Origin of the sequence: Janthinobacterium sp. FW305-129, from assembly GCF_020858115.1 — a bacterium.
Lineage (GTDB): Bacteria > Pseudomonadota > Gammaproteobacteria > Burkholderiales > Burkholderiaceae_D > Janthinobacterium.
Genome location: NZ_JACYMM010000001.1, coordinates 181,679 through 203,496, shown reverse-complemented (window position 1 = coordinate 203,496; position 21,818 = coordinate 181,679). Strand labels below are relative to the sequence as shown.

At 62.0% G+C, this 21,818-nt stretch carries 22 protein-coding genes; 16 read left to right on the top strand and 6 right to left on the bottom strand.

What is annotated here, in order from left to right:
- Positions 1 to 113 precede the first annotated feature (113 nt).
- Entirely contained in the window at positions 114 to 1,814 is a 1,701-nt protein-coding gene (locus IGS61_RS00920; RefSeq protein WP_230537605.1) for an MFS transporter, read from the top strand.
- 109 nt (positions 1,815 to 1,923) lie between these two features.
- Here IGS61_RS00920 and IGS61_RS00915 read toward each other — a convergent pair whose 3' ends face one another.
- On the bottom strand, positions 1,924 to 2,127 hold the full coding sequence (locus IGS61_RS00915) for a hypothetical protein (protein WP_230537604.1): 204 nt from the start codon (positions 2,125 to 2,127) through the stop codon (positions 1,924 to 1,926).
- A gap of 146 nt (positions 2,128 to 2,273) precedes the next feature.
- Positions 2,274 to 3,182 (bottom strand): LysR family transcriptional regulator, encoded by a 909-nt coding sequence (locus tag IGS61_RS00910; protein ID WP_230537603.1) that lies wholly within the window; start codon positions 3,180 to 3,182, stop codon positions 2,274 to 2,276.
- A gap of 98 nt (positions 3,183 to 3,280) precedes the next feature.
- Here IGS61_RS00910 and IGS61_RS00905 point away from each other — a divergent pair, with 98 nt between their 5' ends.
- From IGS61_RS00905 to IGS61_RS00895, 3 genes are all read left to right on the top strand, one after another.
- Positions 3,281 to 3,520 carry a DUF2798 domain-containing protein gene (locus tag IGS61_RS00905; RefSeq protein WP_230537602.1) on the top strand — a complete coding sequence of 80 codons (240 nt, stop codon included), beginning with the start codon at positions 3,281 to 3,283 and terminating at the stop codon, positions 3,518 to 3,520.
- Positions 3,521 to 3,621: 101 nt separating this feature from the next.
- A complete protein-coding gene (locus IGS61_RS00900) occupies positions 3,622 to 4,020 on the top strand; it encodes a VOC family protein (protein WP_230537601.1) in 399 nt (132 codons plus the stop codon).
- 101 nt (positions 4,021 to 4,121) lie between these two features.
- Positions 4,122 to 4,970, top strand: coding sequence for an alpha/beta fold hydrolase (locus tag IGS61_RS00895; protein WP_230537600.1), 849 nt, complete (start codon positions 4,122 to 4,124; stop codon positions 4,968 to 4,970).
- A gap of 45 nt (positions 4,971 to 5,015) precedes the next feature.
- Here the strand turns inward: IGS61_RS00895 and IGS61_RS00890 are convergent, their stop codons facing one another.
- Entirely contained in the window at positions 5,016 to 7,103 is a 2,088-nt protein-coding gene (locus IGS61_RS00890; RefSeq protein WP_230537599.1) for a 3-hydroxyacyl-CoA dehydrogenase NAD-binding domain-containing protein, read from the bottom strand.
- 555 nt (positions 7,104 to 7,658) lie between these two features.
- On the opposite strand from IGS61_RS00890, the gene IGS61_RS00885 reads away from it, so the two are divergent.
- From IGS61_RS00885 to IGS61_RS00870, 4 genes are read left to right on the top strand one after another with little or no spacing between them, the layout of a single operon-like run.
- On the top strand, positions 7,659 to 9,356 hold the full coding sequence (locus IGS61_RS00885; RefSeq protein WP_230537598.1) for a methyl-accepting chemotaxis protein: 1,698 nt from the start codon (positions 7,659 to 7,661) through the stop codon (positions 9,354 to 9,356).
- Between the two features lie 3 nt (positions 9,357 to 9,359).
- Positions 9,360 to 10,184 (top strand): CheR family methyltransferase, encoded by an 825-nt coding sequence (locus IGS61_RS00880; protein ID WP_230537597.1) that lies wholly within the window; start codon positions 9,360 to 9,362, stop codon positions 10,182 to 10,184.
- Complete coding sequence (locus IGS61_RS00875) at positions 10,181 to 10,711, top strand: chemotaxis protein CheD (RefSeq protein WP_230537596.1); 531 nt, start codon at positions 10,181 to 10,183, stop codon at positions 10,709 to 10,711. The genes IGS61_RS00880 and IGS61_RS00875 overlap by 4 nt, the downstream gene beginning before the upstream one ends.
- Positions 10,698 to 12,224 (top strand): chemotaxis protein CheW, encoded by a 1,527-nt coding sequence (locus IGS61_RS00870; protein ID WP_230537595.1) that lies wholly within the window; start codon positions 10,698 to 10,700, stop codon positions 12,222 to 12,224. Before IGS61_RS00875 ends, IGS61_RS00870 begins: the two co-directional genes overlap by 14 nt.
- A gap of 6 nt (positions 12,225 to 12,230) precedes the next feature.
- Here IGS61_RS00870 and IGS61_RS00865 read toward each other — a convergent pair whose 3' ends face one another.
- Positions 12,231 to 13,883 (bottom strand): 3-(methylthio)propionyl-CoA ligase, encoded by a 1,653-nt coding sequence (locus IGS61_RS00865; RefSeq protein ID WP_268993672.1) that lies wholly within the window; start codon positions 13,881 to 13,883, stop codon positions 12,231 to 12,233.
- A 136-nt stretch (positions 13,884 to 14,019) separates the two neighbouring features.
- Between IGS61_RS00865 and IGS61_RS00860 the strand changes: the two genes are divergently transcribed.
- The 7 genes from IGS61_RS00860 to IGS61_RS00830 all read left to right on the top strand — a co-directional run bounded on the left by IGS61_RS00860 (position 14,020) and on the right by IGS61_RS00830 (position 19,474).
- Positions 14,020 to 15,576, top strand: coding sequence for a protein adenylyltransferase SelO (locus tag IGS61_RS00860; RefSeq protein ID WP_442908020.1), 1,557 nt, complete (start codon positions 14,020 to 14,022; stop codon positions 15,574 to 15,576).
- Positions 15,577 to 15,585: 9 nt separating this feature from the next.
- Positions 15,586 to 15,987: a peptide-methionine (R)-S-oxide reductase MsrB gene (msrB, locus tag IGS61_RS00855; RefSeq protein ID WP_230537594.1), complete on the top strand. Its 402-nt coding sequence runs from the start codon at positions 15,586 to 15,588 to the stop codon at positions 15,985 to 15,987.
- An 83-nt stretch (positions 15,988 to 16,070) separates the two neighbouring features.
- Complete coding sequence (locus IGS61_RS00850) at positions 16,071 to 16,700, top strand: septation protein A (RefSeq protein ID WP_046682773.1); 630 nt, start codon at positions 16,071 to 16,073, stop codon at positions 16,698 to 16,700.
- Positions 16,697 to 16,984 carry a BolA family protein gene (locus IGS61_RS00845; RefSeq protein WP_230537593.1) on the top strand — a complete coding sequence of 96 codons (288 nt, stop codon included), beginning with the start codon at positions 16,697 to 16,699 and terminating at the stop codon, positions 16,982 to 16,984. The genes IGS61_RS00850 and IGS61_RS00845 overlap by 4 nt, the downstream gene beginning before the upstream one ends.
- 84 nt (positions 16,985 to 17,068) lie before the next feature.
- The gene (locus IGS61_RS00840) at positions 17,069 to 17,848 is read left to right on the top strand and encodes a peptidylprolyl isomerase (protein ID WP_077404793.1); all 780 of its coding nucleotides are present in this window, start codon (positions 17,069 to 17,071) and stop codon (positions 17,846 to 17,848) included.
- Between the two features lie 110 nt (positions 17,849 to 17,958).
- Complete coding sequence (locus tag IGS61_RS00835; RefSeq protein ID WP_034756072.1) at positions 17,959 to 18,735, top strand: peptidylprolyl isomerase; 777 nt, start codon at positions 17,959 to 17,961, stop codon at positions 18,733 to 18,735.
- A 58-nt stretch (positions 18,736 to 18,793) separates the two neighbouring features.
- Positions 18,794 to 19,474 (top strand): DNA alkylation repair protein, encoded by a 681-nt coding sequence (locus IGS61_RS00830; RefSeq protein WP_230537592.1) that lies wholly within the window; start codon positions 18,794 to 18,796, stop codon positions 19,472 to 19,474.
- Here IGS61_RS00830 and IGS61_RS00825 read toward each other — a convergent pair.
- Positions 19,437 to 20,111, bottom strand: coding sequence for a TetR/AcrR family transcriptional regulator (locus tag IGS61_RS00825; protein WP_230537591.1), 675 nt, complete (start codon positions 20,109 to 20,111; stop codon positions 19,437 to 19,439). The genes IGS61_RS00830 and IGS61_RS00825 overlap by 38 nt on opposite strands.
- Positions 20,112 to 20,218: 107 nt before the next feature.
- On the opposite strand from IGS61_RS00825, the gene IGS61_RS00820 reads away from it, so the two are divergent.
- Positions 20,219 to 20,923, top strand: a complete 705-nt coding sequence (locus IGS61_RS00820; RefSeq protein ID WP_230537590.1) for a DAPG hydrolase family protein — start codon at positions 20,219 to 20,221, stop codon at positions 20,921 to 20,923.
- Positions 20,924 to 20,929: 6 nt separating this feature from the next.
- On the opposite strand, the gene IGS61_RS00815 is transcribed toward IGS61_RS00820, so the two are convergent.
- Entirely contained in the window at positions 20,930 to 21,805 is an 876-nt protein-coding gene (locus IGS61_RS00815; protein WP_230537589.1) for a GNAT family N-acetyltransferase, read from the bottom strand.
- Positions 21,806 to 21,818: the final 13 nt, after the last annotated feature.

Here is a 21,818-nt window from a genome sequence, read left to right as displayed (position 1 = left end):
AGTTTCAAGCAAGCATGACGTAAGGTTCGGAGAACACACTCGCCCCAAGCTGTTGCAAGAATGGTCAAAAAGACCTCGGCACCAGTTCACTATAAAACATAGGGAGACAAACCATGGCATCACCATCCGGCTCGGCCGACGTACGGAAAATTTCCACCAAAGGAACGCCGATTACGCCCGAGGAACGCAAGGTCATCTTTGCGTCCTCCTTGGGCACCGTTTTTGAATGGTACGATTTTTACCTGTACGGTTCGCTCGCATCCATCATCGCCAAGCAATTCTTCATCGGCGACCCCACCACCACCTTCATTTTCGCGCTGCTGGCCTTTGCCGCCGGCTTCATCGTGCGTCCGTTCGGCGCGCTGGTCTTCGGCCGCCTGGGCGACATGATCGGCCGCAAGTACACTTTCCTGATCACCATCCTGATCATGGGCGGCTCCACCTTCATCGTCGGCTTGCTGCCGGGCCATGCGTCCATCGGCATCGCCGCGCCGATCATCCTCGTCATCCTGCGCATCCTGCAAGGCCTGGCGCTGGGCGGCGAATACGGCGGCGCAGCCACCTACGTGGCCGAGCACGCGCCTGAAGGCAAGCGCGGCGCGTTCACGGCGTGGATACAGACGACGGCCACCCTGGGCTTCTTCCTGTCGCTGATGGTCATCCTGGGCACCCGCCTGGCGACGGGCGAGAAGGATTTCGAGGCATGGGGCTGGCGCATTCCCTTCCTGGTCTCCGTCATCCTGCTGGGTATTTCCGTGTGGATCCGCCTGGCCATGAATGAATCGCCGGCGTTTTCCAAGATGAAGGCCGAGGGCAAGACCTCGAAAGCCCCGCTGACGGAAGCGTTCGGCAAGTGGAAAAATCTGAAGATCGTCATCCTGGCCCTGATCGGCCTGACCGCCGGCCAGGCCGTCGTCTGGTATACGGGCCAGTTCTACGCGCTGTTCTTCATGATCCAGACCCTGAAAGTGGACCTGGCCACGGCCAACGTGCTCGTCGCCATCGCCCTGCTGCTGGCCACGCCGTTCTTCCTGTTCTTCGGCAGCCTGTCGGACCGCATCGGCCGCAAGTACATCATCCTCGGCGGCTGCCTGATCGCCGCGGCCACCTACTTCCCCATCTTCAACGGCCTGACCCACTTTGCCAATCCGCAACTGGAAGCAGCACTGAAGAACTCGCCAGTGGTGGTGGTGGCCGATCCCGCGTCCTGCCACTTCCAGTTCAACATGACGGGCACGAAGAAATTCCCATCGTCGTGCGACATCGCCACCGGCTTCCTGTCGAACAGCTCGGTCAACTACACGAAAGAAGCGGCACCGGCCGGCTCAATCGCCAAGGTACGCATCGGCACGAAGGAATTTACGTCGTTTAACGCCGTCATGACGCCGGACGGCCTGAACTTCGATGCGGAAAGCAAGGCCCATGAAGCAGCGTTCAAGAAAGAAATCGGCGCCGGCATCAAGGAAGCGGGCTACCCGGCCAAGGCTGATCCGGACCAGATCAACAAGCCGATGGTCGTGCTGCTGCTGTTCATCCTGGTGCTGTACGTGACCATGGTGTACGGCCCGATTGCCGCCATGCTGGTGGAAATGTTCCCGACGCGTATCCGCTACACCTCGATGTCCCTGCCCTACCATATCGGCAACGGCTGGTTCGGCGGCCTGCTGCCGACCACGGCCTTCGCGCTGGTGGCCTTCAAGGGCGACATCTATTATGGCCTCTGGTATCCGATCGTCGTCGCCCTGGCGACGGTGGTGATCGGCACCCTGTTCGTCAAGGAAACCAAGGACAACAATATCTACGCCGACGATTGATCCGGCGCAAGCCCCGGCCGCATGGCCGGGGCCCGCAATGCAAAACGCCGCTGACTGGTCAGCGGCGTTTGTTTTTTAAGCAGCGTATGCGGCGCAGGCGGCGGCAGGCTTACTTGTCGCTCTTGCCCTTTTTCACCTGGTCGCGCTGCTGCACGTATTCCTGGTAGCTGGTCTGGTTGCGCTTGCGGCAGGCATTGCGGTCGTCGAAATTATTGAGGCTGTTGCAATACTCGCCGATCTTGTCCCGGTTTGCGTCATACAGTACTTCACAGCCGCTCATGGCCAGCAAGAAGGGAAGGATCAGATATTTCATTGCTACTCTCATGGATAGGGACGAATTGCGCGAAAAAAACACCAGATTGCCCGCTGGATAAGCGTGCAGCTTTATCTTAACGCGATCCTGGCGAAAAGTACAAGCGCTCGGTATTACTTAATAGAAAGGATTTCCGGCGAAGCGCACTAGCCGGCCCCGTCATCCCCGTTCAACAGCGGATTGGCCGCCGCAAACGCCGCCAGGTGCTCGAGCAGCACGCGCACGCGGGCCGGCAGGTAGCGCCGCTGCGTCCACACGGCATACACGTGGCGCGGCTGCGGCATCCAGTCGGGCAGCACGCGCACCAGCGAACCGCGCGCCACTTCGTCGCGGCACTGCAAAAGCGGACACAGCAGGATGCCGATGCCCGCATCGGCCATCTCCACGGCCAGGCGCATTTCATTGACGCGCAGGCGCGCCTGCGGTTCGATCACCATTTCGGCGCCGTCGCCGGGCCGTCGCAACCGCCAGCTGCGCAGCGGTTCGGCCACGATCAGCTCGTGCTTTTCCAGTTCCTGCAAGTCGCGCGGCAAGCCCGCGCGCGCCAGGTAGGCGGGCGCGGCCACCATCACCAGCGCGGCGCTGCCCAGGCGGCGCTGCATCAGCGAGGAATCGTCGAGCGCGCCCACGCGGATGGCCAGGTCGGCGCCGCTGCCCACCAGGTCTTGCAGCAGGTTCGACAGTTCCAGCTCCAGGCGGATGTCCGGATACTGCTGCATGAAGCTGACCCAGGCGGGCGTCAGCAAGCCGCTGGCGAAGTTCACGGGCGCCAGCACGCGGATGCTGCCCGAGACGGCCGACAGGCTGGCGTCGAGCTGCTGCGTCGCCTGCCGCAGCGCGTGCACGAGGGGACGGCACTGCTCGTAGTATTGCCAGCCTTCCGCCGTCGGCTGCAGGCGGCGCGCGCTGCGGTTGAGCAAGCGGTAGCCGAGCTGGCTTTCCAGCTTTTGCAGCCGGCGCGTAACCGTGGCGGCGGGCAAGTCTTCCTTGACGGCCGCCGCATGCAGGCTGCCCGCCTCGACAATGGCGACGAACAGGGCGAGATCATCTAGCATGATTTCATTTTCGGAATTTGAAATTAAAAATATGGCTCTAGTATAGATTGCTGCAAGTCGTTACGCTGGCATCTTTCCAACTATTTTGAAAGCATGCCATGTCCGATGCCCTGCGCCTGCGCTGCACGTTCGCCTTCCTGATGTCGCTGCTCATGACCCTGCTGATGAGCGCCTGGGTCACCTGGCTCAATATCGGCCTGCAGGCGGACTTCCTGCCCCGCTGGCGCCATGCCTTCTTTGCCGCCTGGCCCGTGGCCTTCTGCGCCGTGATGCTGTTCGCGCCCCGCGTGCAGCTGATGAGCCGCAGTATCGTGGCGCGGCTGGCTGGCCGCCCTTAACCGGCAGTCGGCCAGCAACAGTATCACTCGGTCACTCCCGCCCACGGCCGCCCTGATCCGGGCTATGCTATGGCCGTCCTTGTTTTTACAGCGGAGTGCCGATGCTCGATCACGTTTCCCTCACCGTCAGCGACCTGGAACGCGCTGAGCGCTTCTATGACGCCGTCTTCGCCGCGCTGGAGGTGCCCAAGGTGGGCAGCGACCATGCCAACGCCTGGATAGGCTACGGCGAGCGCAGCGACGCGCAGCACCCCGAACGCAGCTATTTTTCCGTGCGCCTGGGCCCGCAGCCCGACGACGCGCCGCGCCGCCACTGCTGCTTCAAGGCCCCCTCGCGCGCGGCCGTGGACGCGTTCTGGCAGGCGGGCCTGGCGCATGGCGGCATCGACCTGGGCGCGCCCGGCCTGCGCCACTATCACGCCAGCTATTACGCGGCCTTTCTGTTCGATCCGGACGGCAACCGCATCGAAGCCGTCTGCCATCGCGCCGACGTCGGCTGACAGGTGGGGAAATCCCCTTCTGTTCGGCATTTCCACTTCCATATGGTTTTGCCTATAATGGCTGGCACGCCATACCGGGCAGTGAACCAAGAAGGAGCTTCATGCATCATCTATTCGTCGGCCGCCCCGCGCGCACCATGCTCCTCTCCAGCGCTGGCTTGCTGCTGGCAGGCTGTTTTTCCGGCTGCTCGCTGTTGCCATCGACCCCGGCCACGCCAGGCATTCCCGCCACGGCCGCCCTGCCCGACGCCAGCATCGCCTACGCCCTGAGCGGCCAGGGCGGCTTGCCCGTCGTCTTCCAGTCGGCCATGGGCGACGGCAAGGATGTGTGGGCCAAGGTGGTGCCGGAAGTGGCAAAGCAGCACCGCGTGCTCGTGTACGACCGTCCCGGCTACGGCGACAGCAAGAAGACCACCACGCCGCGCGACCCGTGCACCATCGCCGCCCAGCAGCGCGCCCTGCTGGCGCAGGCGGGCCTGAAACCGCCGTATGTGCTGGTCGGCCATGGCCTGGGCGGCCTGTACCAATATGTATATGCCAGACTGTACCCGCAGGACGTGGCCGGCCTGGTCCTGCTCGATCCCACGCACCCGCAGCAATGGAACCGCCTGCAGACGGACGCCTCCACCTACGCCATGCTCGTCAAGACGCGGCGCAAGCTCATGTTCAACAGTACGGAATCGGCCGAATTCGATGCCCAGACGCAATGCCTGCAACATGTGGACATGAGCAGCCCGCTGCGCGTGCCCGCCATGCTGCTGGTGCGCGACAAGTTCGGCATCGAGGAAATGGGCTCGTTTGAAAACGTCGTGCGGGCGCAGGAAAAGGATTGGCAGCGCCTGTCCGGCGCGCCAGCCATCGAGCGCATCACGGGCGCAGGCTACTATATCCAGAAAGACAACCCCGTCATCGTCAACGAGGCGGTCAAGATGGTGGCAAAGAAGAAATAAAAAAAAGGGCAGAGAAATCTGCCCTTTTTGCATTCAGCACCTGATTCAGCTATTGAACCCCTTGCCCTCGCCCGCCAGCTTCACCAGCAGGGGCGCCGGCGTCCACGCTTCGCCGTGGCGGCCCTTGGCATAGCCGGCTATCGTATCGAGCACGTTCGGCAAGCCGACCGTATCCGCATAGAACATCGGGCCGCCGCGGAACAGGGGGAAGCCGTAGCCCGTCAGGTACACCATGTCGATGTCCGAGGCGCGCAGGGCGATGCCCTCTTCCAGGATGCGCGCGCCTTCATTGACAAGCGCATACACGAGCCGTTCGACGATTTCCTGGTCGCCGATCTTGCGCCGCGCCACGCCGATATCGGCCGAGTGCTGGACTATCATGGCATTGACCTGTTCCGACGGATACGCCTTGCGGTCGCCCGGCTTGTAGTCGTACCAGCCGGCGCCCGTCTTCTGGCCGTAGCGCCCCAGTTCGCACAGCAGGTCGGCCGTCTTCGAATACGTGACGTCCGGTTTTTCCACGTAGCGGCGCTTGCGGATGGCCCAGCCGATGTCGTTGCCGGCCAGGTCGCCCATGCGGAACGGCCCCATGGCGAAGCCGAATTTCTCGACGGCCTTGTCGACCTGTTCCGGCAGACAGCCTTCTTCCAGCAGGAAACCGGCTTGCCGGCTGTATTGCTCGATCATGCGGTTGCCGATGAAACCGTCGCACACGCCCGAGACGACGCCCGTCTTCTTCAGCTTTTTCGACAGCGCCAGCGCCGTGGCCAGCACGTCCTTGCCCGTTTCCTTGCCACGCACGATTTCCAGCAGTTTCATCACATTTGCCGGGCTGAAGAAATGCGTGCCGATCACATCTTGCGGGCGCTTGGTGAACGCGGCGATCTTGTCCAGGTCTAAAGTGGACGTGTTCGAGGCGAGGATGGCGCCCGGCTTCATGACGGCGTCGAGCTGTTTGAACACGGTTTCCTTCACGCCCAGCTCTTCGAAGACGGCTTCGATGACGATGTCGGCTTGCGCGATGTCGGCATACGCCAAGGTGCCGCTGACCAGAGCGATGCGCTGCTCGGCCTTGTCTTGCGTCAACTTGCCCTTCTTGACCGTGTTTTCATAATTCTTGCGGATGGTGGCCAGGCCCTTGTCCAGCGCTTCCTGTTTGGTTTCCAGCAGCATCACGGGGATGCCCGCGTTGGCGAAGTTCATGGCGATGCCGCCGCCCATGGTGCCGGCGCCCACGATGGCCGCGCTGGCGATCGTGCGCACGGGCGTGTCGGACGGCACGTCGGGCACCTTGCTGGCGACGCGCTCGGCAAAGAAGGCGTGGCGCAAGGCTTTCGATTCCGGCGACTGCACCAGCTGCATGAACAGTTCGCGCTCGTACTTCAAGCCTTCGTCGAATTTCATCGTCACGGCAGCCGCCACGGCATCGACGCATTTGAGCGGCGCGGGGAACGGGCCGGACATGGCTTTGACCGTATTGCGCGAAAACTGCAAAAAGGCTTCGTGGTTCGGGTAATCGACCTTGCGCTCGCGCACTTTCGGCAGCGGGCGCACGTCGGCCACTTTCGTGGCGAAGGCCACGGCGGCTTGCAACAGGTCGGCGCCAGGGGCGATGACTTCGTCGAACAGGGCCGTGCCGGCCAGTTTTTCGGACGCCACGGGCGTGCCCGAGACGATCATGTTGAGGGCCATTTCCAGGCCCAGCACGCGCGGCAGGCGCTGCGTGCCGCCCGCGCCGGGCAAGATGCCGAGCTTGACTTCAGGCAGGGCCATCTGCGCGCCGGGCGCGGCCACGCGGTAGTTGCAGCCCAGCGCCAGCTCCAGGCCGCCGCCCATGCAGACGCTGTGGATGGCCGCCACCACCGGCTTGGTGGATTGCTCGACGACGTTGATCAGGGTGTGCAGGGTCGGTTCCGTGAGCGCCTTGGGCGAATTGAATTCCTTGATATCGGCGCCGCCCGAGAATGCCTTGCCGGCGCCCGTGATGACGATGGCTTTGACGGCTTCGTCGGCCAGCGCCTGGCGGATGCCGGCCACGGCGGCCGTGCGCGTCGCCAGGCCCAGGCCATTGACGGGCGGATTGGCGAGGGTAATGACGGCAACGGCGCCGTTCACTTGATATTCAGCACTCATGTCTCTTCCTTATTGGTTTTGCTCAACGTATGAGGTGGTTGCAAGGGATGAAGCTTTACTATACCGCATAAAAGAACGCTCGTATTATTTTTATCGTTTTCCGCTACGGCATGCATTGTTCGCCATGGTACCTCAACGTTTGAGGAAAGATTCTGCTGCAAGCAGCAAGTTCCAGTAGAAGCTATCACTTGAATATTCATTTTAATAATAAAACCATAACAATAATAACATCGTTTTATTATGCGGAAGAATGCGTTTGTTATATGCCGGCAGGGGACAATTGCGACAGTTTTTACATTATTTATTCCCGCCTCTTGTTTTTCGCCAAACGCTGGGGAATAATAAAATTATTGATTCAAATCAATACTCTACAATTTATCTACAATAAGGCAAACCGCAGGACAAACACGGGCGGCCGTTCATCACGCACATTCTCACCGATTATCACCCTGCATCGCCCCATGCGATAACATCGCTGCCTTATATGAATAGCAGAAAAAATAATAACAGCCGCCTTATCGCTCCCATTCCTCTTCTCACACCGAAGGAAACATTATGGACGCAGCCAGCCATGTCAGCCACTCCCAGGATCTGGACTTACAAGCGATAAATACTGCACTGAACCGTGTCCAGGCCGTGATCGAATTCGAACTCGACGGCACCATCCTGCATGCGAATGACAATTTCCTGCGCGTGCTCGGCTATACCCTGGCCGAAGTGCAAGGCAAGCACCATGCCATCTTCTGCGACCCCGAGTATGTGAAAACGGATGAATACAGCAACTTCTGGGCCAAGCTGGGACGTGGCGAATTCGACCAGGGTGAATACAAGCGCCGCGCCAGGGATGGGCGCGAAGTGTGGATCAACGCGTCGTACAACCCCATCCTCGACGCGAATGGCAAGCCGTATAAAGTCATCAAGTTCGCTACCGACGTCACGGCCATGAAGACGCGCAACGCCGAATACGAAGGCAAGGTCAGCGCCATCGGCAAGGCGCAGGCCGTGATCGAATTCGACATGCAGGGCAATGTGCTGGACGCGAACGACAATTTCCTCGCCGTCATGGACTACGACTTGAGCGATATCCAGGGCGAGCACCACCGCATGTTTTGCGAACCCGAGTATGCCAGCAGTGCCGAGTACAAGAAATTCTGGCAAAAACTCAACCGCGGCGAATTCGACGCGGGCCGCTACAAGCGCCTGGGCAACCATGGCAAGGCGGTGTGGATACAGGCCACCTACAATCCCATCCTCGACCTGAACGGCAAGCCGTACAAAGTGGTCAAGTTCGCCATCGACATCACGGAACAGGTGAACCTGGAAAACAGCATCCAGGCCAGGGCCGCCAGCGACAGCCGCAAGGTCGATGCCCTGCTCAAGTCGGTGGCGCGCGCGGCGCAGGGCGACCTGACCGGCAATATCGTGCCCGAAGGCGACGAGCCGATCGACCTGCTGGCCGGCGGCATCAGCAAGATGATCGTCGACTTGCGCGGCGTGATCGGCACCGTGGTGTCTGCCGCGAACGGCTTTGCCGACGCCTCGCACACGATCGCCGAGCGGGCCACGGGCGTGGCCGTGGGCACGCAGGCGCTGGGCGCCACGGTGGAAGAAATGAACGCCTCCATCGACGGCCTGACGTTTTCCATCAATTCCATCGCGGAAAACACCTCGAATGCCGACTCCCTGGCAAAAGCCACGCAGCAGGAGGCGGAAGCGGGCGCGCGCGCCGTCGCCAAGTCGATCGAGGCGATGGACTTGATCAACCGCTCGTCGGAAGACATCGGCGAAATCGTCAAGGTCATCAGCGAGATCGCCAACCAGACGAATATGCTGGCCTTCAATGCGGCCATCGAGGCGGCGCGCGCGGGCGAGCACGGCCTGGGCTTTTCCGTCGTCGCCGACGAGGTGCGCAAGCTGGCCGAGCGTTCCTCGCAGGCAACAAAAGAGATTTCCAAGCTGATCAACGAATCCGTCAAGCGCGTCTCGACGGGCAGCGAAATCTCTCGCCAGGCCAGCGACGCCTTCGACAAGATCGTCTCGGGCGTCGCCAAGACCACCCTGGCCATCTCCGATATCTCGAAGGCGGCCAACGAGCAGCTGCTGACGGCGCGCGAAGTGTCGACGGCGATCCAGTACATCGCCGAGGAAACGGAAAAGTCGGCCGCCAACTGCGACAGCATCGCCCGCTCCACAGATGGGCTGAACGAGCGCGCGGGCAGCCTGAACCAGACTGTCTCCGGCTTCGTGGTGTAGGCCATGAGCCACGCGGCCACCTTGACGCCCGAGGTGCTGATGACCCTGATCGCGCTGGTGCGCCAGCATACGGGCATCGCCATGACGGCGCGCAAGAGCGTCTTGCTGGAACGGCGCTTGCAGCCACGGCTGCAGGCGCTGTCCCTGCACAGCTACCAGGCTTACCTGGACCGCGTGGCCAGCGACCACGACGAGGTGGCCCATTTCATCGACCTGGTGACCACCAACGACACCCTGTTCTTCCGCACGCCGCAGGTCTGGGATTACTTCCGCGACCGCTACCTGCCCGCCTGGGCGCGCGCCCATCCCGATGGCTGCCTCGCCATCTGGTCAGCGGCCGCCGCCAGCGGCGAGGAACTGTATTCGATCGCCATGCTGTGCGAGCAATTCAGGCTGCAGGCGCCCGCCTTCCGCTACCAGATCCTGGCCAGCGACATTTCGCAGCAGATCCTCGGTGCGGCGAAGGCCGGCCAGTACAGCGGCCGCTCCGTCGAGCGCATCCGATTGTCGCACCCGGACTTGCTGCGCAAATATTTCTCGCCCGCGCCGTATGGCGTCCAGGTCAACGACGAGCTGCGGCAGCACGTGAGCTTTGCGCAGCACAATCTGCTCGAAGCGCTGCGCCCGGCGCGGCAATTCGACCTGGTGTTCCTGCGCAACGTGCTGATTTATTTCGACGCCGAGCACCAGGAAACCGTGCTGCGCCAGGCGCGCCTGAGCCTCAAGGATGAAGGACGGCTGATCCTGGGCGAGTCGGAAACCATCGCCCGGCTCGGTACCGGCTATCAATTCGAATTTCCCATGATTTACAAGGCGGGCAGCGCATGAGCATCATCATCGAACATGGCCTGCCGCTGCACCATGTTGGCATGGGGCAACTTAGCGTGGGCACGCCGGGGCAACAACTGCAAGCGCTGCTGGGCTCCTGCATCGGCATCGGCTTCATCTGGAAGAATGGCCCCTGTTGCGGCCTGGCCCACTGCCTGCTGCCGGAAGCGCCGGGCGCCGACAGCAGCCTGGGGGCGCGCTATGTGAGCCAGGCCGTGCCTTCGCTGCTGCGCCTGATGGGCGTGCGCCAGGCCGATTACGCCGATATCGAGGTGGTGCTGGCGGGCGGCGCCAGCATGTTCGGCCCCGCCCACGTGCATGGCCGCCTGCAGGTGGGCCGGCAAAACGCGGAAGCGGCGCAAAAATACCTGGCCCAGTGCGGCTTGCACGTCGGTTTTTGCGCGCTGGGCGGCCGCCACGGGCGCCAGTTGCTGATCGATTGCGCCCGGCACAGCTATGCCGTCACCGAGGTGGTGGCGCCACCCGAATTGATACCACGCAAGGAAGGCGCATATGGATATGCATGAAGCGACGGGCTTGCAAGCGCAGGGCGCAAGCGACACGGCCACCGAACTGTTCGGCTCCTTCCACCTGGGCGAGGATGAATTCGCCCTGCCCGCCAGCTGCATCCGCGAAGTCGTCAATTACCCGGCGAAAGTCACGGCCCTGCCCCTGTCGCCCGCGTATCTGGAAGGCATGTTCACCTTGCGCGGCAGCGTCATACCGGTCGTCAACCTGGGCCGGCTGTTCCGCGCCGACGCGCCGCGCGCCGTGGCCACGGACAAGATCGCCATCCTCGACTTCCAGCAAGTGCTGGTCGGCATCGTCTTCCAGGATACGGGCGAGATCCTGCGCGTGCCCGCCAGCGCCCGCAGCGCCCTGCAGTACGCGGCCGGCGACAGCCACGCCGTCATCGCCGGCACGATTTTGCTCGATGGCGGCGCGCGCCTGCTGCAAGTGCTCGACCCGCACGCCCTGCTGCGCATCGAAAACGTACCCCATGTGCTGGCCCTGCAGGCGACGGGCGCCAAACTGAGCACGGCCCGCTACCATGCGCAAAGCGAACGCCGGCAGTGCGTCAGCTTCCATGCGGCCGGCGCCACGTTCGCCTTTGAAATGCTGGCCATCCAGGAAATCATCAAGGTGCCGGAACTGCACAGTTCCCTGCTGAATAGCGCACTATGCCTGGGCCGCATGCATTTTCGCGGCAGCCAGGTGGCCGTCGTCGATTTCGGCGCCCTGCTGCAAGCGCACACGGAGGCCAGGGAGGCCACCGTGGATCAGCGCATCATCGTCGTGCGCCTGGGCGACACGACCGTGGGCTTCCTCGTCGATTCCGTCGACAGCATCGTGCATTTCTTTGGCGACGAGGTGCTGCCGATTCCCCTGCTGAGCAAGGCGCGCGCCGCCATGTTTGCCGGCTGCATCACCAAAGAAGGCCTGGGCGACATCATTTTCCTGGACCACAAGGAAATCCTGTCGCAGGCGGAAATCGTCGAAATGCGCGACGGCCACGCGCGCCTGTACCCGGCCGACACGGAAACGGCCAGCGCCGCCACGCGCAAGGCGCAGCGCCGCGTGTACATCACATTCACGGTAGAAACCCCGTTCGCCGTGGAAATCGGGAAAGTGCGCGAAATCATCGACTTCAGCGGCGCCATCACGACGCCGCCGGGCATGCCGGCCTGCATGCTCGGCATGCTGAACCTGCGCCAGCAAATGATCAGCATCATCGACCTGCGCCAGCTGTATGCGATGCCGGCGCTGCCGGACGCCAGCAGCGGCAAGATCCTGATCGTGGAACGGGGCGCCGAACGCTACGGCTTCCTCGTCGACCATGTCGATAACATCATGACCATTTCCGACAGCCAGCGCTTTGCGGCGCCGCAAATCATCCGCACGGGAGAACATGACGATCTGCGCAGCGAAATGGATGAAATGATCGACATCGGCACGGAGGCGCAGCGCCAGACCCTGTCCGTCTTCCAGTGCGATCATCTGCTGGAAAAGCTGGGGTCGGCGCTGCCGCAAGCTGCCTAGGCCGCTTTACATGCCTGGCAGCTGGTGCCCCTTGAACTGCTCGCGCAGCTTGTTCTTCTGGATCTTGCCCGTGGCGCCCATGGGCAAGGCGTCGATGAACAGCACGTCATCGGGCGTCCACCACTTGGCGATCTTGCCTTCGAAAAACTGCAGCAAGGCGTCGCGCGTGACCGTCATGCCGGGGCGCAGCACCACCACGAGCACGGGACGCTCGTCCCATTTCGGGTGGAACACGCCGATGCAGGCCGCCTGCAGCACGGCCGGGTGCGCCATGGCCAGGTTTTCCAGGTCGATGGTGCCGATCCATTCGCCGCCCGACTTGATCACGTCCTTGCTGCGGTCCGTGATCTGCATGTAGCCGTCCGCGTCGATGGTGGCCACGTCGCCCGTGGGGAACCAGCCGTCCTGCAGCGCCTCGCCGCCCTCGTTCTTGTAGTACGACGAGATGATCCACGGCCCTTTCACCAGCAAATGGCCATACGCCACGCCATCCCACGGCAATTCCTTGCCATCGTCATCGACGATCTTCATGTCCACGCCGTAGATCGCATGGCCCTGCTTTTGCAGGATCTTGCGCTGTTCTTCCTTCGGCAAGTCCAGGTGCTTGGTCTGCAAGCCGCCCGCCGTGCCCAGCGGCGACATTTCCGTCATGCCCCAGGCGTGGATGACCTCGATGTCGAACTTGTCGATCAGGGTATCCATCATGGCCGGCGGACACGCGGCGCCGCCGATCACCGTGCGGCGGAAGGAGGAGAATTTCAAGTCATTCTGCAAGGCATGGTTCAGCAAGCCCAGCCAGACGGTGGGCACGCCGGCCGAGAACGTCACTTTTTCCGCCTCGAACAATTCATACAGCGACTTGCCGTCCAGCGCCGCGCCGGGGAACACCATGCGCGCGCCGGACAGGGGCACGGAATACGGCAAGCCCCAGGCATTCACGTGGAACATGGGCACGACGGGCAGCACGGTATCGGAGGCACGCACGTTCAGGGCGCTGGGCATGGCCGACGCGTACGCGTGCAGCACGGTCGAGCGGTGCGAATACAGGGCGCCCTTGGGGTTGCCCGTCGTGCCCGACGTATAGCACAGGGTAGCGGCCGAGTTCTCGTCGAACAGGGGCCATGCGTAGTCGTCGGAATGCGTGGCGATCAAGTCTTCATAGCACAGCAGGTCGGGAATGGTGCTGCTGGCGGGCATGCGGTCGCGGTCGCACATCAGGACGAAATGGCGCACAAACGTGCAGTCGGCGGCGATTTTTTCCACCACGGGCAAAAAGGTCAGATCGAACAGCAAGACCTGGTCTTCGGCGTGATTGGAAATATAGGCGATCTGGTCGGGAAACAGGCGCGGGTTAATCGTGTGCAAGACCGCGCCCGAGCCGGACACGGCATAATAGGCTTCCAGGTGGCGGTAGCCATTCCAGGCCAGGGTGGCGACCCGGTCGCCCATGCCGACGCCGAGGCCATGCAAGGCATTGGCCAGCCGGCGCGCGCGCTGGTGGCAATCGCGGTAGGTGTAGCGGTGCATATCGCCTTCCACCCGCCGCGAAATGATTTCGCTGCCGCCATAATGACGCGCTGCAAACTCGATAATGCTGGAAATCAGCAGGGGCTGATTCATCATCTGGCCCATCACTGGACTCAAGGGAAATGCCGACATCGTGTCTCCTGGGGTGGATACTCGGTTATTGTTGGAATCTAAAGATTTTTCCTAGTTTCGTACGGTCGTGCGGAAATCGTCAACGCATTTCGATATTGCGGTGCAGCATGGAATTTTTGATTCCGTTTCCAGCCGCATGGGCGCCCGCCGCACGCCTTGGCGCCGTGCGGTAAAATCGCATTCCAGGCTGGCGCCATCTGCCAGCGCACCTACCTTGAATGGAATTGCCATCAGCGCTACTACCTTACCACTGGATAATGCCTTTGCGGCCTTGCCGCCCGCGTTCTATACGCGCTTGATGCCCACGCCCCTGTCCGCGCCCTACTTTGTCGCGGCCAGCGCGCCGGCGGCAAGCCTGATCGGCCTCGATGCGGCGCGCCTGGCCGAGCCCGGCTTTGTGGCGCTGCTGGCCGGCAATGCCGTGGCCGAGCGCTCGATTCCCCTGTCGGCCGTGTATTCGGGCCACCAGTTCGGCGTCTGGGCCGGCCAGCTGGGCGATGGCCGCGCCATCTTGCTGGGCGATATCGCCACGGCAAACGGTCCGATGGAGCTGCAGCTGAAAGGCGCCGGCGCCACGCCGTATTCGCGCATGGGCGACGGGCGCGCCGTGCTGCGCTCGTCCATCCGCGAATTCCTGTGCTCGGAAGCCATGGCCGCGCTGGGCATTCCCACCTCGCGCGCGCTGGCCATCATGGGTTCGCAGCAAGGCATCATGCGCGAAACGGTGGAAACGGCGGCCGTCGTGACGCGCATGGCGCCCACGTTCGTGCGCTTCGGCTCGTTCGAGCACTGGTTTTACCGCAAGAAGCCGGACGAGCTGAAAATCCTCGCCGATTACGTGATCGACGGCTTCTATCCCGCTTTGCGCGCTGCAGCAAATCCATACCAGGCCTTGCTGGCCGAAGTGTGCGTGCGCACGGCGCACATGATTGCGCAGTGGCAAGCCGTCGGCTTCATGCATGGCGTCATGAACACGGACAATATGTCCATCCTGGGCCTGACGCTCGATTACGGCCCCTTCGGCTTCATGGAAGCGTTCGACGCCGAACACATCTGCAACCATACGGACCAGCAGGGACGCTACTCGTATGCGAACCAGCCGCAGGTGGGCCACTGGAACTGCTACGCGCTGGGCCAGGCCCTGCTGCCGCTGATCGGCGAAGTGGAACTGGCGCAGGCGGCGCTGGACAGCTACCAACCCGCCTTTGCGGAGAAGATGAATAGCTTGCTGCGCGCCAAGCTGGGCTTGCAGACGAGCCAGGACGACGATACGGCCCTGTTCGACAGCATGTTTGCGCTGATGCAAGCCAATCACGTGGATTTCACGAATTTCTTCCGCGCCTTGTCTACACTGCAGGTAGCGGCGCCCGAACACGACACGGCGCTGCGCGACATGTTCATCGACCGCCCCGCCTTTGATACGTGGGCCGCGCAATACCGCGCGCGCCTGATGGCGGAAAACAGCGCCGATGCCGTGCGCCAGACGGCCATGAACCAGGTCAACCCGAAATACGTGCTGCGCAACTATCTGGCGCAGGTGGCCATCGAGAAAGCCCAGCAGCAGGACTACACGGAAGTGGCGACATTGCTGGAAATACTGCAAAAGCCATTTGACGAACAGCCCGAACACCAGCACTATGCGGCCCTGCCGCCCGACTGGGCCAGCCACCTTGAAGTCAGCTGCTCATCCTAAGGAGTCATTATGACCACGAATAAAGTCAAGAAAACCGACGCCGAATGGCGCGCCATGCTCGACTCGATGCAATACGAAGTCACGCGCCACGCGGCCACGGAACGCGCGTTCACGGGCAAGTTCTGGGACCACCACGAACACGGCGTCTACACCTGCGTCTGCTGCAACACGCCCCTGTTCGCCTCGGACACGAAGTTCGATTCCGGCTGCGGCTGGCCCAGCTATTTCCAGGCGCTGGACCCGGCGAATGTCACGGAAATCGTCGACCGCAGCTACGGCATGGTGCGCACGGAAATCGTCTGCGCCGTCTGCGACGCCCATCTGGGCCACGTCTTCCCGGACGGCCCGCCACCCACCGGATTGCGCTATTGCATCAATTCGGCATCCTTGCGCTTCGACCCGCAGCCGTGAGACACAGGATCGCCTGGGAGCAACTCGGTTGCTCCTAAGCCATTCCTAAGATGATTTTAATAAGACCAGTGTAAAGTCTCGCCATGAAATTTCTATTCGACCTCTTCCCCCTGATCGCCTTCTTCGCCGCCTTCAAGCTGGGCGGCATGTATGAAGCGGCCACGCACGATTTCGTGCAGCAATATTTGTCCGGCTTCGTGTCAGGCGGCCTGATCAAGGCTGACCAGGCGCCGTGGATACTCGCCACCCTCGTCGGCATCGTCGCCACGGCTTGCCAGGTCAGCTATCTGCTGTTGCGCGGGCGCAAGGTGGACGGCATGCTGTGGCTGTCGCTGTTCATCTTTGTCGTGTTCGGCGGCGCCAGCATCTACCTGCATGACGATTTCTTCCTGAAATGGAAGCCGACCCTGATCTACTGGCTGTCCGGCCTGGCCCTCTTGATCGCCCACGTGGGCTTCAAGAAAAACCTGATCCGCAAGACCATGGAAGCGCAAGTGCAATTGCCCGATGCCGTCTGGAACCAGTTGCTGGCCGCATGGATCATCTTCTTTGGCGCCATCGGCGCGCTGAATCTGTTCGTCGCCTTCGTGCTGTACAAGGGCGACATGGCCGCCTGGGTCAGTTTTAAAGCATTCGGCGCGACGGGCATTTTCTTTGCCTTTATCGTGGCGCAAACCCTGTTCCTGGCAAAACATATCAAGGAAGACGCATGATGACGAACGACACGACAACGCGCATGCAGCGCATTCGTACCCGCCTGGAAACGGCACTTTCCCCTCTGGAATGCGTGCTGGAAGACGACTCGGCGCGCCACCGGGGCCATGCGGGCGCCGCCTCGGGCGGAGGCCATTACAATCTACGCATTATTTCTAGCCGATTTGAGGGGCTCAGGCTCGTCATGCGCCATCGACTGGTGTATGATTCCGTGCACGATATGATGCATAATGAGATACATGCATTGGCGATTGTGGCCCTGGCGCCGTCCGAAGTAGTGTAAGGATGGCGTTTTGGCGTACCCGAGCCATGTGATGGATTTCTTCCCATGCGTTTTTTACGAAACTTTCCCTAACAGGATTTAATAATGACTTTTAAGCCAGCCCGCTTGCTGATCGCACTACTCGCCGTTGTCGCGGTACCTGTTTTTGCGCAAAATGTTGCCGTTGTTAATGGCAAGCCTATCCCATCGTCGCGCGTTGATGCAGTCGTCAAGCAAGTCGTCGCCCAAGGCCAGCAACCGGATTCGCCGCAACTGCGCGAAATGATCAAGAAGGACTTGATCGGCCGTGAAGTGCTGATGCAAGAAGCGGAAAACAAAGGTTTCGGTAAAGATGCAGCCGTCAAGCAGCAAATCGAGAACGCGCGCCAGGCCATCGTCATCAACGCCCTGGTCGGCGACTACCTGAAAAAGAACCCCGTCAACGACGCTGAAATCAAGGCCGAGTACGACCGCTTCGTGGCACAGACGGGCGACAAGGAATACCACGTGCGCCACATCCTGGTGGCCACCGAAGCGGAAGCGAAAGACATCATCGCCAAGCTGAAAGGCGGCGCCAAGTTCGAAGACCTGGCCAAGCAATCGAAAGATGCGGGCTCGGCCGACAATGGCGGCGACCTGGACTGGGCAGCCCCATCGTCGTTCCCGAAAGTGTTCTCCGACGCCTTCGTGAAACTGCAAAAAGGCCAGGTCACGGACACCCCGGTGCAAACGCCTAACGGTTTCCACGTGATCAAGCTGGACGACACCCGCGCGGCAAAACTGCCGACCCTGGAAGAAGTCAAGCCACAGATCGCCGAAGCGCTGCAGCAAAAGAAACTGCAAGCGTATCAGGAAGAAATGATCAAAAAAGCGAAAGTTCAGTAAGAACTGACCTCCCCGGCGCCCTTTTCGGCGCCGGTCGTGTATTCTGCGCCTGAACACGCACTGCGCGACAGTCGCGCGTATCGATTTTTAGTATATTTTTAGGAATGAACATGATTTTGAAGCCAGCCCGCCTGATCTTAGCCCTGGTCGCCGTCGTCGCGATCCCTGCATTTGCGCAAAACGTCGCTACCGTGAATGGCAAGGCCATCCCATCGTCGCGCGTTGACCAGGTCGTCAAGCAAGTCGTCGCCCAAGGCAAGCAAGCCGATTCGCCGCAATTGCGCGAAGCCATCAAGAAAGACCTGATCGGCCGCGAAGTGCTGATCCAGGAAGCCGACAAGCAAGGCTACGGCACGCGTCCGGAAGTCAAGTCGCAGATCGACAATGCCCGTCAAAGCATCATCATCAACGCCCTGCTGGCTGACTACGTCAAGAAGAACCCTGTCAAGGACGCTGAAATCAAGGCCGAGTACGACAAGTTCAAGGCCCAGGCCGGCGACAAGGAATACCATGCACGCCACATCCTGGTGGCTACCGAAGCGGAAGCGAAAGACATCATCGCCAAGCTGAAAGGCGGCGCCAAGTTCGAAGAACTGGCAAAGGTATCGAAAGACGGTTCCGCAGCCAATGGCGGCGACCTGGACTGGGCTAGCCCAGCTTCGTACGTGAAGCCATTCTCCGACGCCATGGTGGCCCTGAAACCAGGCCAGGTCACGCAAACGCCCGTGCAATCGCAGTTCGGCTTCCACGTGATCAAGCTGGAAGAAACCCGTCCGACGAAACTGCCGGCACTGGAAGAAGTCAAGGGCCAGGTAGCCGAGTCGCTGCAACAGAAGAAACTCGCCGCCTACCGCGATGAGTTGATGAAGAAGGCAAAGATCCAGTAATATCGGATGAAGATGAAAAGGCGCTCCACGGGGCGCCTTTTTTACGCCTGGAGATGCCATGAATCTACATCAAGAACTAAAAATCGCGCTGGAAGCGGTTGCCGAACCGGGCCGCGCGGCACCGATGCAGGCGTATATGCGCGACCAGTTCATATTCCTGGGCGTGGCCGCGCCGCAGCGGCGGATGGCCGCCAGGGACTTGCTGGCGGGCTTGCAAGGCGTGGGGGCCGAGGTGCTGCTGGAACATGCACAGCTGCTGTGGCAGCAGCCCGAGCGCGAGTACCAGCACGTGGCGCTCGACATGCTGGCCCTGCACCGGCGGCAATTGGACGTCGAACATATTCCCGCCCTGCTGGCACTGGCGCGCCAGCGCGCCTGGTGGGACAGCGTCGACGGCATGGCGGGCATCGTGGGCGAGGTGCTGCAGGCGGAACACCGGCGCGGCGGCGATGGCCATGCGCACATGGATGGCGCCTTGCGGCACGCGGATTTCTGGCTGCGCCGCATCGCCATGCTGCACCAGCTGGGCTGGCGCGCCGATACGGATGCCGCCTGGCTGTTCGATGCGGCGCTGGCGCTGGCCCATGAAGACGAGTTTTTCATCCGCAAGGCCATCGGCTGGGCCCTGCGCGATTACGCGCGCCACGCCGCCGAAGCCGTGACGGCGTTTGCCGGCGCGCACCGCCGGCAACTATCGCCGCTCAGCTACCGCGAAGCGCTGAAGCACCAGCCACGCTGAAGGCCTGTCCGCCCAGCAGGCGCAGTGCTGCATCGATGCGGGGCGCCGCATCCCAGGCCGGCACGGGCTCCAGCAAGCCCAGCGCCATCTGCCGCAGCGGCTCGGCGATCACCATGGCCAGCAGCAAGCCGGCCATTTCCGCTCCATCCTGCAGCACCAGATGGCCGCGCGCGGCCTGGCGCTGCAACCATTCGGCCAGCATCGCCGTGCCCCGCTCGATGCCGTTGCGCTGATACACGGCCAGCAAATCGGCGCGCGCGGGAAACTCCGTGCATAGCAGGCGGAACAGGCCGACGGCATCCGCCGTCAGCACCCGCGCCGCCATCACCTGCAATATCTCCTTCAATAGCGGCAAGACGTCGCCAGGCGCGGCCGCATCGTGCGCCATGGCCGGCAAAAAGGCGTCCGTCCAGCCGCGCACCACCAGCGCCACGAGTTCTTCGCGGTTGGCCGCATATTGATACAGCGACTTTTTTGCCATGCCCGCGTGGCGCGCCACCGCTTCCATGGTCGTGGCCGCATAGCCTTCGTTCAGCAGCAGCCAGGTGGCCGCCTGCACGGCTGCCTCCAGCGCCTCCCCGTGCGGGCGCGCCGGGCGGCCACGTCCGCGCAAGGCCTTGCTCTCTTCTTCCCGCATGCCATCTCCAAGCTTGATTGATGGGCAATTTTACACTGAAACATATTTAGGAAACGTTAAGCGTTTCTTTAATATATAATTGGCTCATCCCAACAAAGGAGAACGACATGACGAGCGACACGCACAATGAATTCCCATGGAGCATCACCGGCACGGGCAACTTGCTCGATCCGTTTCCCCTGCCCCTGGAAACGGGCATCACGCGCCTGGAAAATGGCTGCCTGCTGGTGGCGGCGCGCACGGAACTGCAAGGCTGCAGCGGACGCATGCTGGATTGGTGGTTCACCTTTTTCGAGACGACGCAGCACATCAAGTGGTGGCATCCGCACGATCACGTGGCCCATCACGGCTGGAACAAGGCGTGGAAAAAGGGAGAGAGTTACTACGGCGCCTCGATCGAGGCGGTGGAGTCGCTGGGCGATATTCCGCCCGTGAAAGCCAAGCTGAAGTTCCATGATCCGAAGGAAGTCTTCGATCCGGCGCAATTGCAGCAGGCCAGGGACAGCGGCGCCCTGTCGGCCGCCATCTGCGCGCGCATCGGCTTTGGCGATTACGTCGTGCTCGACCCGAACGGCGATCCGCTCGATGGCGAAATGCTGCACCTGACGCGCGACACGCCCACGGGCTGCGTGCTGCGCAGCCGATTCTTACTCGGTCGCAACAGCCTCAATCCCGTGCGCGACGTGCCCGACGTGCTGGGACTGAATTTGCTGCGCCATTGCTACAGCGAATTTACCTATCTGTCGCGCTTTTTGCCATCGCTGTATTACGGCGAGCACGCCAACGGGGAAAAGGCGCCGCTGCCCTGGTAGGCTGCCTTACAGCCGCTTGTGCATGCGCGCCAGCGGCAGTTGTATATCGCCCGGCAAGTCCAGGTGAAAATCTTCCGTGACGGCAAAGCCGCTGGCCAGGTACAGGGGCACGCCGGGCAAGGTGGCGGCCAGTTCCAGTGCCGTAAAACCGGCGGCCCGCGCCTGGCGTTCGCAATGGCGCATCAGCATGCTGCCCAGACCCTGGCGCGCCGCGGCCGGCTCCACGAAGAAGGCGCGGATACGGCCCGGCTGGCTGGCCGGGTCGAGCAGCGGATCCGGCCCGCTCTTGGCGCGGTCGGCGCCGTACAGGGTGGCGCGCCGGCTCCAGCCGCCGCAGGCCAGCATGGCGCCGTCGCGTTCGATGACGAAATACGTCTGGTCGGCAACGAGCTGCGTATCGACGCCGAACACGTGGCGCGTCACGGCCTCGGCCTGCTCTTCACTATAAAATCCCGCGCTCAGCACCATGCCGGAACGGGCGATCAGCGCATTCATGGCAGGCACATCACCAGACAGCGCCACGCGCAGGCTGGTCAGGGCGCCAAAGCTGAACCAGGCGCGGCTGATACGCCCCTGCTCCACTTCATACGTCGCCACCAGTTCCTGCGCGGAAACACCGTCCGGCGCGTCGCCATGGACGATTTCATGGTCGATCACCAGCTTGCCGCAGGCGATACGGTTGAGCAATTGCGCCCGGGGCCGGCTGGCGGCGAAACGGGCCGTGAAGCGGGGGCCGATCTGCGCGCCGCCTTGGGCCAGCAAGGTATCGGGATGCTGGAATTGCTGTGCGTCATCGGCGTAGATGGCCAGCAAGGCCGGCACGTCGTGGGCATTGTAGGCATCCAGTTGGGCCTGGACGATAGCCGAGGGTGTAGTATTCAAAATATTTAAATAG

Coding starts and splice junctions, on each gene's coding strand:
- IGS61_RS00920 (WP_230537605.1), top strand. CDS start 114: ATGGCATCACCATCCGGCTCGGCCGACGTACGGAAAATTTCCACCAAA.
- IGS61_RS00915 (WP_230537604.1), bottom strand. CDS start 2,127: ATGAAATATCTGATCCTTCCCTTCTTGCTGGCCATGAGCGGCTGTGAA.
- IGS61_RS00910 (WP_230537603.1), bottom strand. CDS start 3,182: ATGCTAGATGATCTCGCCCTGTTCGTCGCCATTGTCGAGGCGGGCAGC.
- IGS61_RS00905 (WP_230537602.1), top strand. CDS start 3,281: ATGTCCGATGCCCTGCGCCTGCGCTGCACGTTCGCCTTCCTGATGTCG.
- IGS61_RS00900 (WP_230537601.1), top strand. CDS start 3,622: ATGCTCGATCACGTTTCCCTCACCGTCAGCGACCTGGAACGCGCTGAG.
- IGS61_RS00895 (WP_230537600.1), top strand. CDS start 4,122: ATGCATCATCTATTCGTCGGCCGCCCCGCGCGCACCATGCTCCTCTCC.
- IGS61_RS00890 (WP_230537599.1), bottom strand. CDS start 7,103: ATGAGTGCTGAATATCAAGTGAACGGCGCCGTTGCCGTCATTACCCTC.
- IGS61_RS00885 (WP_230537598.1), top strand. CDS start 7,659: ATGGACGCAGCCAGCCATGTCAGCCACTCCCAGGATCTGGACTTACAA.
- IGS61_RS00880 (WP_230537597.1), top strand. CDS start 9,360: ATGAGCCACGCGGCCACCTTGACGCCCGAGGTGCTGATGACCCTGATC.
- IGS61_RS00875 (WP_230537596.1), top strand. CDS start 10,181: ATGAGCATCATCATCGAACATGGCCTGCCGCTGCACCATGTTGGCATG.
- IGS61_RS00870 (WP_230537595.1), top strand. CDS start 10,698: ATGGATATGCATGAAGCGACGGGCTTGCAAGCGCAGGGCGCAAGCGAC.
- IGS61_RS00865 (WP_268993672.1), bottom strand. CDS start 13,883: ATGTCGGCATTTCCCTTGAGTCCAGTGATGGGCCAGATGATGAATCAG.
- IGS61_RS00860 (WP_442908020.1), top strand. CDS start 14,020: ATGGGCGCCCGCCGCACGCCTTGGCGCCGTGCGGTAAAATCGCATTCC.
- msrB (WP_230537594.1), top strand. CDS start 15,586: ATGACCACGAATAAAGTCAAGAAAACCGACGCCGAATGGCGCGCCATG.
- IGS61_RS00850 (WP_046682773.1), top strand. CDS start 16,071: ATGAAATTTCTATTCGACCTCTTCCCCCTGATCGCCTTCTTCGCCGCC.
- IGS61_RS00845 (WP_230537593.1), top strand. CDS start 16,697: ATGATGACGAACGACACGACAACGCGCATGCAGCGCATTCGTACCCGC.
- IGS61_RS00840 (WP_077404793.1), top strand. CDS start 17,069: ATGACTTTTAAGCCAGCCCGCTTGCTGATCGCACTACTCGCCGTTGTC.
- IGS61_RS00835 (WP_034756072.1), top strand. CDS start 17,959: ATGATTTTGAAGCCAGCCCGCCTGATCTTAGCCCTGGTCGCCGTCGTC.
- IGS61_RS00830 (WP_230537592.1), top strand. CDS start 18,794: ATGAATCTACATCAAGAACTAAAAATCGCGCTGGAAGCGGTTGCCGAA.
- IGS61_RS00825 (WP_230537591.1), bottom strand. CDS start 20,111: ATGCGGGAAGAAGAGAGCAAGGCCTTGCGCGGACGTGGCCGCCCGGCG.
- IGS61_RS00820 (WP_230537590.1), top strand. CDS start 20,219: ATGACGAGCGACACGCACAATGAATTCCCATGGAGCATCACCGGCACG.